The organism is Streptomyces sp. NBC_00212, from assembly GCF_045206365.1.
Classification (GTDB): Bacteria; Actinomycetota; Actinomycetes; order Streptomycetales; family Streptomycetaceae; genus Streptomyces.
The window spans coordinates 1,999,001-2,013,977 of record NZ_CP108115.1; the positions used below are offsets into that span (position 1 = coordinate 1,999,001).

Annotated in this window: 13 protein-coding genes; 5 read left to right on the plus strand and 8 right to left on the minus strand. The window is 71.7% G+C overall.

Going from position 1 to position 14,977, the window contains the following annotated elements:
• Positions 1 to 24 precede the first annotated feature (24 nt).
• Positions 25 to 1,008, plus strand: coding sequence for a DUF5937 family protein (locus tag OHA17_RS09270; protein WP_406505724.1), 984 nt, complete (start codon positions 25 to 27; stop codon positions 1,006 to 1,008).
• A 46-nt stretch (positions 1,009 to 1,054) separates the two neighbouring features.
• Here the strand turns inward: OHA17_RS09270 and OHA17_RS09275 are convergent, their stop codons facing one another.
• The 5 genes from OHA17_RS09275 to OHA17_RS09295 form a co-directional block, all read right to left on the minus strand.
• Entirely contained in the window at positions 1,055 to 2,206 is a 1,152-nt protein-coding gene (locus OHA17_RS09275; RefSeq protein ID WP_406505726.1) for an XdhC family protein, read from the minus strand.
• 46 nt (positions 2,207 to 2,252) lie between these two features.
• The gene (locus OHA17_RS09280; RefSeq protein WP_406505728.1) at positions 2,253 to 3,716 is read right to left on the minus strand and encodes an NCS2 family permease; all 1,464 of its coding nucleotides are present in this window, start codon (positions 3,714 to 3,716) and stop codon (positions 2,253 to 2,255) included.
• A 393-nt stretch (positions 3,717 to 4,109) separates the two neighbouring features.
• Positions 4,110 to 6,509 carry a xanthine dehydrogenase subunit D gene (gene pucD, locus OHA17_RS09285; protein ID WP_406505730.1) on the minus strand — a complete coding sequence of 800 codons (2,400 nt, stop codon included), beginning with the start codon at positions 6,507 to 6,509 and terminating at the stop codon, positions 4,110 to 4,112.
• A 2-nt stretch (positions 6,510 to 6,511) separates the two neighbouring features.
• Positions 6,512 to 7,105, minus strand: coding sequence for a (2Fe-2S)-binding protein (locus OHA17_RS09290; RefSeq protein WP_053726064.1), 594 nt, complete (start codon positions 7,103 to 7,105; stop codon positions 6,512 to 6,514).
• A gap of 2 nt (positions 7,106 to 7,107) precedes the next feature.
• The gene (locus tag OHA17_RS09295) at positions 7,108 to 8,004 is read right to left on the minus strand and encodes an FAD binding domain-containing protein (RefSeq protein ID WP_406505732.1); all 897 of its coding nucleotides are present in this window, start codon (positions 8,002 to 8,004) and stop codon (positions 7,108 to 7,110) included.
• Positions 8,005 to 8,267: 263 nt separating this feature from the next.
• On the opposite strand from OHA17_RS09295, the gene OHA17_RS09300 reads away from it, so the two are divergent.
• Positions 8,268 to 9,938: a PucR family transcriptional regulator gene (locus OHA17_RS09300; protein ID WP_406505734.1), complete on the plus strand. Its 1,671-nt coding sequence runs from the start codon at positions 8,268 to 8,270 to the stop codon at positions 9,936 to 9,938.
• A 141-nt stretch (positions 9,939 to 10,079) separates the two neighbouring features.
• Entirely contained in the window at positions 10,080 to 10,853 is a 774-nt protein-coding gene (locus OHA17_RS09305; RefSeq protein ID WP_406505736.1) for a hypothetical protein, read from the plus strand.
• A gap of 41 nt (positions 10,854 to 10,894) precedes the next feature.
• Here the strand turns inward: OHA17_RS09305 and OHA17_RS09310 are convergent, their stop codons facing one another.
• Together OHA17_RS09310 and OHA17_RS09315 are read right to left on the minus strand one after the other, a co-directional pair.
• Positions 10,895 to 11,167, minus strand: coding sequence for a hypothetical protein (locus OHA17_RS09310; RefSeq protein ID WP_406505738.1), 273 nt, complete (start codon positions 11,165 to 11,167; stop codon positions 10,895 to 10,897).
• A gap of 163 nt (positions 11,168 to 11,330) precedes the next feature.
• Positions 11,331 to 12,089 (minus strand): GntR family transcriptional regulator, encoded by a 759-nt coding sequence (locus OHA17_RS09315; RefSeq protein WP_406505740.1) that lies wholly within the window; start codon positions 12,087 to 12,089, stop codon positions 11,331 to 11,333.
• Between the two features lie 124 nt (positions 12,090 to 12,213).
• On the opposite strand from OHA17_RS09315, the gene OHA17_RS09320 reads away from it, so the two are divergent.
• Both OHA17_RS09320 and OHA17_RS09325 read left to right on the plus strand, forming a co-directional pair.
• Positions 12,214 to 13,062 (plus strand): (2Fe-2S)-binding protein, encoded by an 849-nt coding sequence (locus tag OHA17_RS09320; RefSeq protein ID WP_406505742.1) that lies wholly within the window; start codon positions 12,214 to 12,216, stop codon positions 13,060 to 13,062.
• 237 nt (positions 13,063 to 13,299) lie between these two features.
• The gene (locus OHA17_RS09325; RefSeq protein ID WP_406505744.1) at positions 13,300 to 14,355 is read left to right on the plus strand and encodes a DUF2637 domain-containing protein; all 1,056 of its coding nucleotides are present in this window, start codon (positions 13,300 to 13,302) and stop codon (positions 14,353 to 14,355) included.
• A 36-nt stretch (positions 14,356 to 14,391) separates the two neighbouring features.
• On the opposite strand, the gene OHA17_RS09330 is transcribed toward OHA17_RS09325, so the two are convergent.
• Positions 14,392 to 14,862 carry an ATP-binding protein gene (locus OHA17_RS09330; protein WP_406505746.1) on the minus strand — a complete coding sequence of 157 codons (471 nt, stop codon included), beginning with the start codon at positions 14,860 to 14,862 and terminating at the stop codon, positions 14,392 to 14,394.
• Positions 14,863 to 14,977: the final 115 nt, after the last annotated feature.

Sequence of the window (14,977 nt, forward strand, 5' to 3'; positions counted from 1 at the left end):
GACAGAGATTTAGGCTCTGCCTCAATGCTCAGCTACCGACTCGGCGTCGACGACCTCGCCGACATGCGTTTCGCCTGCTCACCGCTGCTTGAGACGGCCACAAGCCTGTGGGCGCTGCGGAAGCCCGAGAAGTACGCGCTGCACCTGCCGTGGATTCGCCGTACGCGCGAGGCACTGGCCTCGGCGGGCGGCCTCGACACCGAACTGCTCGGCGAGCTCGCGGTGGGCGGCAGCGGCTGGATACCCGACTTCGTCACGCCCCGCCCCGAGTCGCCGCTGCCGGACGTCGCGGACGAGCTGCGCCGGGTGCGGGCGACCCCCGCGGACAAGGTGCTCTTCGATGTGCGGGCCGCGTACGCGAATCGCCCGTTGGCCCCCCGCATCGCTCAACTGGCCGCGGATTCACGGCAGTTGAGGGAAGCGATCGCCGATGTGGTGGAGGCGTACTGGGAGCTGGCGATCGCCCCGCACTGGTCGCGGATGCGGGCCGTACTGGAAGCGGACATGGTGCACCGGGCCCGGCTGCTCGCCCGGGACGGCGCGGCCGCGCTGCTCACCTCGCTCGATCCGTCGGCGACGTGGGACAACGGGCGGCTGACCCTGTTCGTGCACCGGGACCTGCACATGGCCGCGGAGGTCGACGGGCGCGGGTTCTGGCTCGTACCGACGCTGTTCGCGCAGCACACGATCAGTCCGGTGGGGGCCGAGGAGCGGCCGACGATCGCGTATCCGGCACGAGGTGTCGCCACCTTGTGGGAGACCCGGCCGCCGCGGCCCGCGGGCGCGCTGGCCTCGCTGGTGGGCCGGCCGAAGGCGGCGCTGCTGCTCGCGCTCGCGGGCCCGGCATCGACGACCGAGCTCGCCCGGCGCCTCGGCGTCACGGCGAGCGCGGTCTCCCACCATCTGGCGGTGCTGCACCGGACCGGCCTGGTCGGCCGCGCGCGGGCGGGCCGGGTGGTGCTCTACGCCCGCACGGAGCTGGGCGAACAGCTCGCGCGCGGCGACTGACCGGAGCGGCGGCGGACCGGGCGCGGTGGCGGACCGGGCGCGGTGGCTAGGCCACCGAACCGATGCGCCCGACCGGTGTGTCCTTGCCGTCGTGGTGGATCGGGGTGTGGGCGCCGGTCAGCGAGACGCCGCTGCCGCCGCGCCGGTTGGCGACGATCTCCGCGGCGATCGACAGGGCGGTCTCCTCGGGCGTACGGGCGCCGAGGTCGAGGCCGATCGGGGAGCGCAGGCGGTTGAGTTCGAGCTCCGTGACGCCCACGTCGCGCAGCCGCTCGTTGCGGTCCAGGTGGGTGCGGCGCGAGCCCATCGCGCCGACATAGGCGACCGGCAGCTTCAGCGCGGTCTCCAGGAGCGGGATGTCGAACTTGGCGTCGTGGGTCAGGACGCACAGGACCGTACGGGAGTCGGTGGTGGTCCGCTCCAGGTACTTGTGCGGCCACTCCACGACGATCTCGTCCGCCTCGGGGAAGCGGGTCTTCGTCGCGAAGACGGGCCGGGCGTCGCACACGGTGACGTGGTAGTTCAGGAACTTGCCGACCCTGACCAGGGCGGAAGCGAAGTCGATGGCGCCGAAGACGATCATCCGGGGGGCCGGGACGCTCGATTCGACGAGCACGGTGAGCGGCTGGCCGCACAGGCGGCCGTCGGCGCCGAGGGAGAGGGTGCCGGTGCGGCCCGCGTCCAGCATGGCGGTGGCCTCGTCGGCCACGGCGCGGTCGAGCTCGGGGTGGCCGCCGAGGGCGCCTTCGTAGGTGCCGTCCGGGTGGACGAGCAGGGCGCGGCCCATGAGTTCGGCGGGGCCGTCGGTGATCCGCGCGACCGCGGCGGCCTCGCCGCTCGCGGCGGCGGCGAGGGCGGCCGCGAACACCTCGCGGGCGGGCGAGCTGGTGCGGACCGGGGTGACGAGTATGTCGATGATGCCGCCGCAGGTCAGGCCGACCGCGAAGGCGTCCTCGTCGCTGTAGCCGAAGCGTTCGACGACGGTTTCGCCGTCTTCGAGCGCCTGTTGGCAGAGTTCGTAGACAGCGCCCTCCACACATCCGCCGGAGACCGAGCCGATCGCCGTGCCGTCGCTGTCGACGGCGAGGGCGGCTCCCGGCTGCCGGGGCGCGCTGCCGCCGACGGCCACCACGGTGGCCACGGCGAATTCGCGTCCCTGCTCGACCCACCGGTTCAGCTCTTCGGCGATGTCCAGCATGTTCGGTCTCCTTACGGATGTGTGGAGGGCGTCAGCGGCGCTGCCGCTACTTGACGCCGAGCCAGCTCTCGATGGGATGGAGGGCGAAGTAGATGGTGAAGACGGCGGTCAGGGCCCACATGAACCCGCCGATCTCGCGCCACTTGCCCTGTGCTGCCTTGATCACGGTGTAGGCGATGACGCCCGCGCCGACACCGGCGGTGATGTTGTACGTGAACGGCATCAGAGCCACGGTGAGGAACACCGGGATGGAGACCGAGCGGTCGCTCCAGTCGACGTGCTTGGCGGCGCTCATCATCATCGAGCCGATGACGACGAGGGCGGCGGAGGCGACCTGGGCCGGCACCAGCTGGGTGACCGGGGTGAAGAAGAGGCAGGCCGCGAAGAAGAGGCCGGTGACGACCGAGGAGAGGCCGGTACGGGCGCCCTCACCGGCGCCGGAGGCGGACTCGATGAACACGGTCTGGCCGGAGGCGCCGCTGACGCCGCCGATCGCGCCTCCCGCACCGTCGATGAACAGCGCCTTGGACAGGCCCGGCATGCGGCCCTTGTCGTCGGCGAGCTTGGCCTCCTGGCCGACGCCGATGATGGTGGCCATCGCGTCGAAGAAGCCGGCGAGCACCAGGGTGAAGACGATCATGCCGACGCTGATGGCGCCGATGGAACCCCAGCCGCCGAACTCGACGTGGCCGAAGAGGCCGAAGTCGGGCGTGGAGACCGCGCTGCCGCTGAGGCCGGGGGCGGTGCCGCCCCAGTCCGCGTCGGTCAGTCCTGCGGCCTTGGTGACCACGAAGGCCAGGACGCTGCCGGAGACGATGCCGATCAGGATCGCGCCGGGCACCTTGCGGGCCTGGAGCGCGAAGATCAGCAGCAGGGTGACCGCGAAGAAGAAGACGGGCCAGCCGACGAGCTGTCCGGTGGCACCGAGGGTGACCGGCGGTCCGTGCTCCGGGCCCTTGCCCACGAATCCGGCCTTCACCAGGCCGAGCAGGGCGACGAACATGCCGATGCCCATGGTGATCGCGTGCTTGAGCGCCAGCGGGATGGCGTTCATGATCATCTCGCGGAGGCCGGTGACGACCAGGAGCATGATCACGACGCCGTACATGACACACATGCCCATGGCCTGCGGCCACGTCATGTTGGGGACCACCTGGGTGGTCAGGGCCGCGGAGACGTTGAGTCCGGCGGCCAGTGCGAGCGGTACCTTGCCGATGAAGCCCATCAGCAGCGTGCTGACCGCGGCCGCGAGTGCGGTGGCGGTCACCAGACCGGCGTGGCCCAGCGTGTGCTTGTCGACGTCGGGCGTCGAGAGGATCAGGGGGTTGAGCAGGAGGATGTAGCACATCGCCATGAAGGTGGTGATGCCGCCGCGCACTTCCTGCGCGAGCGTGGATCCCCGCTCGGATATGTGAAAGTACCGGTCGAGCCAAGACCTGCCGGCCTGGGGACGGGAGCCGGAGCCCGCGTCCTCAGCGGTGGTCTTCGGCTCCACAGACTGCTGGGTCATGGTGCCTACTCCCAAGGTTCACAGGGGCACCCGCATAAGACTTGAGTCCTCAGGTCAGACAAGCTGCGGGATTTGGGATGGTGCGTGGGCTGCACGACCCGGGGGACGGCCCGAGACGAACGGTGTCTGCTCCTGCCGGGGTACCGGAGGTGGTACCGCAGTGCAGATGGCTACGGGTGTTGCTGGTGTGACTCGGTTTTGCTGGTGGTGCTCTTACTGCGGGTGCTGCGAGGACCGCGAGCGGTGCGGTACTTGATTGCTCCGGGCGGTGCGGGCATCGGAATTGTGACGTTCCTGGGAGGCACGCACCGCCCGGAGGGCTTTTGAGGAGGGGGCCCGGGGGACGCAAGTCCCCCGGAAGAAATTTCTTTCACCCCCAAACCCCCGGAGGGATCAGGTGCCGGTGAGGTGCTCGGGGCGGACCGGGGTCTTGTTGAGCTCCAGGCCGGTCGCCGCCCGGATCGCCGCGAGGACGGCCGGGGTCGACGAGAGGGTCGGGGCCTCACCGAGACCGCGCAGACCGTACGGCGCGTTCGGGTCGGCCAGCTCCAGGACGTCGACCGGGATGGTCGGGGTGTCCAGGATCGTCGGGATCAGGTAGTCCGTGAAGGAGGGGTTGCGCACCTTCGCGGTCTTCGGGTCCACGATGATCTCTTCCATCACCGCGACGCCGAGGCCCTGGGTGGTACCACCCTGGATCTGGCCGACGACGGAGAGCATGTTGAGCGCCTTGCCGACGTCCTGGGCGGTGGCCAGCTCGACGACCTTGACGAGGCCGAGCTCGGTGTCCACCTCGACCACCGCGCGGTGCGCGGCGAACGTGTACTGGACGTGGCCGTTGCCCTGTCCTGTGACGAGGTCGAAGGCCTGGGTCGGGCGGTGCCGGAACTCCAGTTCCTCGTCGATCGCCTCGCCCTCCAGGACGTCCGCCAGGTCGGCGAGGACCTCGCCGCCGTCGGTGACGACCTTGCCGCCTTCGAGCAGCAGCTCGGCGGTGGCCCAGGCGGGGTGGTAGGAGCCGAACTTGCGGCGGCCGATCTCCAGGGCCTTGGCGCGCACGGCCTCACAGGTGTTCTTCACCGCGCCACCGGTCATGTACGTCTGCCGGGAGGCGGACGTGGAACCGGCGGAGCCGACCTGGGTGTCGGCCGGGTGGATGGTCACCTGCGTGACGCCCAGCTCCGTACGGGCGATCTGGGCGTGCACGGTGACACCGCCCTGGCCGACCTCCGCCATGGCCGTGTGGACCATCGCGACGGGCTCGCCGTTGATGACCTCCAGGCGCACGCGGGCGGTGGAGTAGTCGTCGAAACCCTCGGAGAAGCCGACGTTCTTGATGCCGACCGCGTAGCCGATGCCTCGTACGACACCCTCGCCGTGCGTGGTGTTGGACAGGCCGCCGGGCAGGGCGCGGACGTCCGCGGCCTCCCCTGCCGCGAGCCACTGCTGCTCGGGCGGCAGCGGGCGGGCCTTGACCCGGCGCAGCAGCTCGGCGACCGGGGCCGGCGAGTCCACGACCTGCCCTGTCGGCATGATCGTGCCCTGCTCCATGGCGTTGAGCTGGCGGAACTCGACCGGGTCCATGCCCAGCTTCGCCGCGAGCCTGTCCATCTGGGCCTCGTAGGCGAAGCAGGCCTGGACGGCGCCGAAGCCGCGCATCGCGCCGCAGGGCGGGTTGTTCGTGTAGAGCGCGATCGCCTCGATGTCGACGTCGTCGATGACGTACGGGCCGACCGAGAGCGAGGAGGCGTTGCCGACGACCGCCGGGGAGGCCGACGCGTAGGCGCCGCCGTCCAGGACGATCTTGCACTTCATGTGCGTGAGCTTGCCGTCCTTGGTGGCGCCGTGCTCGTAGTAGAGCTTCGCCGGGTGGCGGTGCACGTGGCCGAAGAAGGACTCGAACCGGTTGTAGACGATCTTGACCGGCTTGCCCGTGCGCAGCGCCAGGAGGCAGGCGTGGATCTGCATCGAGATGTCCTCGCGGCCGCCGAAGGCGCCGCCGACGCCGGAGAGCGTCATGCGGACCTTCTCCGGCGGCAGGCCCAGGACCGGGGCGATCTGCTGGAGGTCCGAGTGCAGCCACTGGGTGGCGACGTAGAGGTCGACGCCGCCGTCCTCGGCGGGCACGGCGAGGCCGGACTCCGGGCCGAGGAAGGCCTGGTCCTGCATGCCGAAGGTGTACTCGCCCTCGACGATCACGTCGGCGCGCTTGCGCGCCTTGGCCACGTCGCCGCGGATGATCGGCTGGCGGTGCACGATGTTCGGGTGCGGGACGTGACCGGAGTGGTGGTCGTCGCGGCCCTCGTGGATCAGCGGCGCATCGGCGGCGAGCGCGGAGGCCTCGTCGGTGACGACCGGCAGTTCCTTGTAGTCGATCTTGATCTTGGCGGCCGCGCGGCGGGCGGTCTCCGGGTGGTCGGCGGCCACGAGGGCGACCGGCTCACCGTGGTGGCGGACCCGGCCGTGGGCCAGGACGGGGGTGTCCTGGATCTCCAGGCCGTAGTTCTTCATCTTGGCCGGCAGGTCGTCGTAGGTGAGCACGGCGTAGACGCCGGGCATCGCGACGGCCTCGGAGATGTCGATGTTCTCGATCTCGGCGTGGGCCACGGTGGAGCGGAGCGTCTGGCCCCACAGCATGTCCTCGTGCCACATGTCCGAGGAGTACGCGAACTCACCGGTGACCTTGAGGGTGCCGTCCGGGCGGAGCGTCGACTCGCCGATGCCGCCCTTGGTGTGGTTCTGGGTGACGTTGGTGGGCGTACCGGCCGGAGTGGTGCGGGTGTTCTGCGCCATGGTCAGACCGTCTCTTCCTGACGGGCGGCCGCGAGGCGGACCGCGTCGAGGATCTTCTCGTAACCGGTGCAGCGGCACAGGTTGCCGGAGAGCGCCTCGCGGATGTCCGCGTCGGACGGCTCGGAGTTGCGCTCCAGGAGCTCGTCGGCGGCGACCAGGAGGCCCGGGGTGCAGAAACCGCACTGCACGGCGCCGGCGTCGATGAACGCCTGCTGGATCGGGGAGAGCGCGCCCGCCTCTCCAGTCTGCCCGTCCTGCGGCTTGGCCTGCCACCGCTTGGCGGCGTCGATGGACGTACCGCAGGAACCGGAGGCGCAGCCGCCGCCGGGGTGGGCGTCGGAGCGGTGGGCGGCGTAGTCGGCCAGGCCCTCCACGGTGACGACCTCGCGGCCCTCGACCTGACCGGCCGCGACCAGACACGAACACACCGGAACACCGTCGAGGCGGACCGTGCAGGAACCGCACTCGCCCTGCTCACAGGCGTTCTTCGAACCCGGAAGCCCCATGCGCTCGCGCAGGACGTAGAGAAGGCTCTCGCCCTCCCACACGTCGTCGGCCTCCTGCTTACGGCCATTGACCGTGAAATTGACGCGCATGGTTATGCAGCTCCTTCAAGGGTGCGGCCGTTGCCGCCGCGGTACGTCTCCCAGGTCCACATCAGCGTGCGGCGGGCCATGACGCCGACGGCGTGACGGCGGTAGTTCGCGGTGCCGCGGACGTCGTCGATCGGGTTGCAGGCACCCGAGGCGAGCATGGCGAACTGCTTCGCGACCGAGGGGGTGATGATCTTGCCGTTGTCCCAGAAGCCGCCCTCTTCGAGCGCCGCGTTCAAGAACTCCTCGGCGGCCTTCGCCCGGATGGGGGTGGGCGCGGCCGAGCCGATGCCGGTGCGGACCGTACGGGTCTCGGGGTGCAGCGCAAGGCCGAACGCGCAGACCGCGATGACCATGGCGTTGCGGGTGCCGACCTTGGAGAACTGCTGGGGGCCGTCCGCCTTGGGGATGTGGATGGCCTTGATCAGCTCGTCCGCCTCAAGAGCGTTGCGCTTCACGCCCTTGTAGAACTCGTCGATCGGGATGAGCCGGACGCCACGGGCCTGCGACTCGACCTCGACATCCGCGCCCGAGGAAAGGAGCGAGGGGTGTGCGTCACCGGCCGGCGAGGCGCAGCCGAGGTTGCCGCCGACGCCGCCGCGGTTGCGGATCTGCGGGGAGGCGACGGTGTGCGAGGCGAGCGCGAGGCCCGGCAGCTCCGTCCGCAGGTTCTCCATGATCTTGGTGTACGGGACGGAGGGTCCGAGCCGGACGCTGTCCTCCCCGACCTCCCACTGGGCCAACTCGCCGATGCGGTTCAGGTCCAGGAGGTACTCGGGCCGCCGGTGGTCGAAGTTGATCTCGACCATCACATCGGTGCCACCCGCAATGGGCACAGCGGTGGGGTGCTCTGCCTTGGCGGCGAGCGCCTCCTCCCAGCTGGCGGGGCGAAGGAAGTCCATGAGTGGCTCTCTTCCGATTCTCAAATTCGGGGTCGTTCGCGCGGGTCCCGGGGACGGCAGGCCCTCGACATCTCAGTCGTTCATGTGCTGTTAACGCGGTGTGGAATCAGTACACAAGCCCCGATCCCTCGGGTGCAGTCACCGAAACCATGAAGGAGTTGGCTGGTCTCCGCTTACGTCTTGTAGATTCGTATGAAAAGCGGTGCTCCGTTACCTCACCGCTTTCCAACGGCAACATCAAGACAGATCGGCGGCGACACGCGATGCGGCTGCGCGCACTTCTGGAAACCGACGCGCTGGGGCTGCGGCTGCTCGGCGGCGAGGACGAGCTGGACCGCACGGTGCGGGGAGTAATGACCACTGACCTGCGGGATCCGAGCCGCTACCTCACGGGTGGCGAGCTGGTCCTGACGGGTCTCGCCTGGCGCCGGGACGCCGAAGATTCCGAGCCATTCGTACGCATCCTCGCGGGTGCCGGTGTGGCGGGCCTGGCGGCCGGCGAGGCCGAGCTCGGCGCCATTCCCGACGATCTTGTTTTGGCTTGTTCTCGCCACCGGCTCCCGCTGTTCGCGGTGAACGAGTCGGTCGCGTTTGCAACCATCACCGAGCACGTCGTACGGCAGGTCTCGGGCGAGCGCGCGGGCGACCTCGCGGCGGTCGTGGACCGCCACCGCAGGCTCATGACGTCGGGCCCGGCGGGCGGCGGCCCCGAGGTGGTCCTCGACCTGCTCGGCTCGGACCTCGACCTGCGGGCCTGGGTGCTTTCTCCGACCGGCCGCCAGATCGCGGGCGCCGGGGACGCGCTGACCCCGGCGGTCGGCGCGGCGCTTGCCGCCGAGCACCTGGGCGCCACCCGCACCGGCCGCCGGGGCCCGCACCGGGCCACCGTCGAGGGCGTGACCTACTCGCTGTTCCCCATCCGCAACAACGGGCGGGGCGCCGCGCCCGCCGCCCGCGACGTGCGCGAGACGGTGCTTTCGGACTGGCTGCTCGCCGTCGAGGCCGACGCGAGCGACTGGCCGGCCGCCCGGCTCGACCTGCTCCAGGGCGTCACCCAGCTCATCGCGGTCGAGCGCGACCGGCGCGACGCGGCCCGTACGGTGCGCCGCCGGCTCGCCCAGGAGGTCCTGGAGCTGGTGCAGACCGGCGCCGCGCCCGCCGAGATCGCGGCCCGGCTCAGAGTCGCGGCCCCGGTGCTGCTGCCCGGCCTCGGCTCGGCGCCACACTGGCAGGTCGTGGTGGCCCGGGTCGACTGGGAGCGCGACTCCGGCGCGGAGATCGCGGGCGGCCCGGTCGCCCAGTCGCTCCTGGAGGAGATCCTGGTCGACCCCGCGGTGGTCGGCCCCGAGTCCTCCGACCGGATCGCGGTGGCCCACGCGGGCGACGAGGCGATCGCGCTCGTGCCGCTGCCCGCGGTCACGCCCGAGGGCGCCGAGGGCGGCCTGCACGCCGACGCGCTCCTGGCCGCCGTACGCACCCCGCTCTCGGCGGGCCTGGCGGACGACGGCCGCCTGACACTGGGTGTCAGCGCCGCGGTGCACTCCGCCGAGGGGCTGCGCGGCGCCCTGGAGGAGGCCCGGCACGCCCGCCGGGTCGCCGCCGCCCGGCCCGGCCGGGTGTGCGCGGCCGGCCACCACGAGCTGGCCTCGCACGTGCTGCTGCTCCCGTTCGTGCCGGACGACGTACGGCGCGCCTTCACCGCCCGGCTGCTCGACCCGCTGCGCGACTACGACCGGCGCCACCGCGCCGAACTCATCCCGACCCTGGAGGCCTTCCTCGACTGCGACGGCTCGTGGACGCGGTGCGCCACGCGGCTGCACCTGCACGTCAACACGCTGCGGTACCGGGTGGGCAGGATCGAGCAGTTGACGGCCCGTGACCTGTCCAGACTTGAGGACAAGCTGGACTTCTTCCTGGCGCTTCGTATGAGCTGACAGTCGATCCCGGCCAGTGTCGGACGATTGTGAACTCATTCACGCACCCCCCTTGGCCCGGCGTGCCATTCCGTGTTGAGATGCGGATCTACTCAGCAGCTCGATGGCGCGCTCGGGGAGGGCAACGTGGCGCATACCGCCATGTCTGGTTCCGGAACGACTGCAGATGACGGGGATCCGCTCCAGACCGCGGTATGGCGGCTGCGCTCGCGCGGCTGCTGGACGGACGCCGCCGCCCTGCTCGAACCGCATGCGGGCGCGGCGGCCGGGGCGCTCCAGCGCACCGCCCTGCTGACCGAGCGCTGTGTCTACACCGAGTCCGGCTGGGCGGAGGCCGACGAGGCGCTGCGCGGCGCCGAGGCCGTGGCCCGCAGCGACGAGGAGCGCGGCGCCGCCGCCTGCGAGCGCGGCTATCTCGCGTACGCCTCAACGCTGTTCGGGGTACGGGACCGGGCGGACGAGGCGCGCTCCGCGTTCGGCCGGGCCGCCGCCCTGACCGCGCTCACGGGGCGAGGCCGGGCGCTGCTCGACTTCCGGCGCGGGCTGCTCGCCGAGAACGTGGCCGACGCGCCGCAGGCCGCCCGCGCCGCCTACCGCCGCGCCCACGAGGGCGCCGCGGCCCACGGCGACCCCCTGCTGCTCTCCTTCACCTGGCGCCATCTGGCCGGACTCGCCCTGCGCGACGGCGAGTTGGCGGAGGCGCGGCACGGCTTCACCGAGTCCCTGCGCATCCGCGAGGAGCTCGGCTACCTCATCGGCACGGCCCCGGCGCTCGCCGCGCTCGCCGACGCCGAGGAGGAGCCGGCCTCGACCCGGCTGCGCACGGAGGCGGCCCGTCTCGTACGCCTCCTAGGCGTCCCCACCTGGCTGGCCGCCCACTTGGGGGCCGCGCCACCCCGGCCCGCCGCGATGTGACGGTCCGTCAAACCGACGGGGCGGACGATCCTGACGTGTCGTCAGTTACCTGAACGCGCGTCGTAGATCAGCGAGTTGAGGTGACTCCAGGCGTGCTGGGCGAACCCCCACAGGGCGGCCCGCACGTCGGGGTGGCCGGCGAGGTAGACGACTGCCGCGATCAGCAGGACGAGCTGGACGAGGCCGGCGAGGCGGCCCGAGGAGCCGCGCCGCACGGAGCCCTGGGCGAAGCCCCGGTGCACGTCACGTCCGTAGTAGGACGCCCGCCGGGCGGAGTCCGCGGCCCATTGCTGCTGCACCTGCTGCTGTTGCATCCACGGATCCGGCATGACGTCCCCCCGGCGTGCGATTGGTCCAAGTACCCGCTGGGACGCGGCAGTTGACGGTCCGGGTTCCTGGCGGCGCGAGCTGTTGCACGGTGCGGACGCGGCCGTGACGGGCCGGGGTTCGCCGGCCCGCTCGTTCAGGGGCACGGCCTCAGAGTGCGGAGCCCGTGAAGTGTTCCCGTACGAGCGCCTGGACGACCGGCAGGTTCTGGGCGCACAGGGCGTCCAGGAGGGCCAGGTGTTCGGCCGCGTCGGCGACCAGCTCTCCACGGCGCGCGACCGGAGCCGCGGTCAGCGGCCACTGGGCGCGCCGGTGCAGGTCGTCGGCGACCTGGACGAGCTGCTGGTTGCCCGCCAGGGCGAGGAGCGCCCGGTGGAAGGCGCGGTCGCACTCGGCGTAGCCCGCGCGGTCGCCGGTCGCGGCGGCTTCGGTGGTGGCCTCGGCGAGCGGGCGCAGCTCGGCCCAGCGCGCCGCCGGGACGGTACGGGCGAGGCGCAGCATCACCGGGACCTCGATCATGGCCCGCACCTCGGCGAGCTCCGCGAGCTCGCGGGCGCTGCGCTCGGTGACCCGGAAGCCCCGGTTCGGTACGACCTCGACGGCGCCCTCGATGCTGAGCTGCTGCATCGCCTCGCGCACGGGGGTCGCGGAGACCCCGAACCGCTCACCGAGGGCCGGCGCCGAATACACCTCGCCCGGCACGAGATCGCCGTCGACCAGGGCGGTGCGCAGCGCGGCCAGGATCTGGCCGCGCACCGAGTGGCGGTGGACGGTGCGGGGGGCCGGCGGCTCGCTGTGGGTGTGCTCGCCGCGGGCGTCGCCGCACTGCTCGCCGCCCCTGGCCTGGCCGGGGACGCGGGGCGACCCGTACGCGGGCACCACTGCCTCGCGCGCTCTGCCCTGTTCCACCCCGGCCTCCTACGGCTCCGCCTGCCCCACACAGACCATAGGCGGACAAAGCGCGAGTTCAAACCTCGCCCTCATCCGCTAAGGTAAGCCTTACCTGTCAACGATCGTGATTCGGTGGTCCCGCATGGCCGTCTCCACCTTGCTGCCCAGCCCCGCGCCGAGCCCCGTCGCGGACTCCTACGCCCGCCTGGCCGAGGTCTTTCCCGGACTGGGGATCAAGGAGCTGGTCGGCACCGAGCAGGCGCCCGGCGGCGCGGGCTGGGTCGGCGCGGCCGAGCTCGCGGCGGGCGGCACCGCCCTGGACGCCTTCCTGGCCTGGGACAACGCCCAGGTCGTACGGGACTACGGACACCAGGCCCGCCCCGACGTCATCGCCTCGTTCGGCTTCCACCGCTACGCCTGGCCCGTCTGCCTCCTCGTGACGGTGCCGTGGTTTCTGCACCGCCGGGTGCCGCGGGTGCCGGTCGCCGATGTGACGTTCCAGCGCACGCTCGGTCAACTCGCCGTACGGGTAAGGGAGTTCGCCTGTCTGCCGGACGACCCGGCGGCTCAGCTCCCCGGCGCCCGCGTCGTACCGGACGAAGAGGCGCTGCGCGGCGAGGTGCGGGCCGCGGTGGCCGAGCACATCGGGCCGGTGCTGGACGGGTTCGGCCCCCGCATGCGGCGCGGCAAGCGGGCGCTGTGGGGCATGGCGACGGACGAGATCGTCGAGGGGCTCTGGTACATCGGCGCCCTGCTCGGCGAGGAGCCGCGCGCGATGGCCGAGCTCGACGCGCTGCTCCCCGGCACCGCGAAGCCGTACGTGGGCACGCCCGGCTTCCGCGAACTGACGGCGCCCGACGGCCGGCGGCTGCCGACCCGCGACCGGGCGAGCTGCTGCTTCTTCTACACCGTGCGCCCCGAGGACACCTGCGTGACCTGCCCGCGCACCTGCGACGCCGACCGCGTGCAGAGGCTCAGCGCCGCTTCCTGAGAGCCCGCGACCGATCCGTGGCGGGGTTCGGACACCGGCTCCGCGCCCATGCCACCCGTCCAGGTGAGCGCCAGTCGAACTCAACTCGCGCGCCGGGCACGGCAGTTCGATCGAATCCCCCCTATCCGACTTCCCTCGGCCTCAGTTGTCGCCCTCTTGCCCCGAAACCCTCTGCCGCCCCGCACGGCAGGAGCAGTATGGCGGCCGATACGCCCTACGCGATGCAAGGGACACCGCATGCGACTGACCGACATATCGCTGGACTGGCTGCTTCCGGGCGGCGTGATGATCGTGGGGGTCGTCGTGGCTCTGGTAGTGCTCGCGCGCGGCAAGCGCGCCGGTGACAACGCCACCGGCGACGACTCCTGGGAGCGCAGTGAGGAGCGCCGCAGAAGGAAAGAGGCGGTGTACGGCACCGCTTCCTATGTGCTCCTGTTCTGCTGCGCGGCGGTGGCCGCCGCGCTCTCCTTCCACGGCTTGGTCGGCTTCGGCCGGCAGAACCTCAATCTGACGGACGGCTGGGAGTACCTGGTCCCGTTCGGCCTCGACGGCGCGGCCATGTTCTGCTCCGTACTCGCGGTGCGCGAGGCCAGCCACGGCGACGCGGCGCTCGGCTCGCGCCTCCTGGTGTGGACGTTCGCGGGCGCCGCGGCCTGGTTCAACTGGGTGCACGCGCCGCGCGGCATCGACCACGCGGGCGCCCCGCAGTTCTTCGCCGGCATGTCGCTCTCGGCGGCGGTCCTCTTCGACCGCGCCCTGAAGCAGACCCGCCGGGCGGCCCTGCGCGAACAGGGCCTTGTGCCGCGGCCGCTGCCGCAGATCCGGATCGTACGGTGGCTGCGGGCCCCCAGGGAGACCTTCGGCGCCTGGTCGCTGATGCTCCTGGAGGGCGTGCGCACCTTGGACGAGGCGGTCGAGGAGGTGCGCGAGGACAAGCGCGCCAAGGAGGAGAACAAGCTCCGCAGGCGCGACCAGGAGAAGCTGGACCGGGCGCACTTCAAGGCGCTCAGCAGGCAGAACCGGGCCTGGGGGCGCGGCAGGGGCGGCCGCCAGGTCGGCGTCCAGGCGATCGGCTCCGGCCAGGGCTCCACGCAGCCCAAGGCCGTCGCGGAGCCGGCCATAGCCGAGCCAGGACAGCTGCCCCTGCGGGGCCGGCCCTCCCTCCAGGCCGTCGCGGCCGCTGAGTCCGCGGCCCGGACCCTGGACCTCACCGCCGAGGACGACACCCAGGCGCTGCCCCGGCTCGACTCACTGGAACGCAAGCTCAAGGACCTTGAGCAGCAGTTCGGCTGAGCCGCCGGGCACGCGACGGTGCTTCCCGCGGAGCGCCTAGTACTGCGGCGCCGCCCTGTTGGAGCCGAGCTCGAACCACACCACCTTCCCCATGCCGTGTTCGTGCACGCCCCAGGCGTCCGCCAGCGCCTGGACGAGCAGCAGGCCCCTGCCGTGCGTACCGTCGTCGGCGGACGGTGCGTACGGCGTGGGAAGCGCGGCCACGAAATCCCGTACCTCCACGCGAAGGCCGCTCTCGCCGACCGTCGCCGTCACCACCGCGCCGTGTTCGGTGTGCACGAGGGCGTTGGTCACCAGCTCGCTGGTGAGCAGTTCGGCCACGTCCGCCGCCCCCGAATGCCCTGACGGGCCGAGAAGTTCCCTCAGCGCCCGGCGTATTTCCCCCACGGCACCCAGATCTGCCTGCCCCACTCTCCTGCGCAGCAGACGCTGGTCCCCCTGCTGCGCATCAGGTGTCCGGACGGGCCCGCTCCCCGCGGGGCCGATCCCTGCCTGATGCCTTGTCATAACCCCCACCTGCACGTTGTGACGACCTTTCCCCCTCGAACATGCACACGGGATGCATGCCCCGTCCGGCCGCGGTCACGCATGGTGATTCCTCAACAACCGAACGGGAAACCCT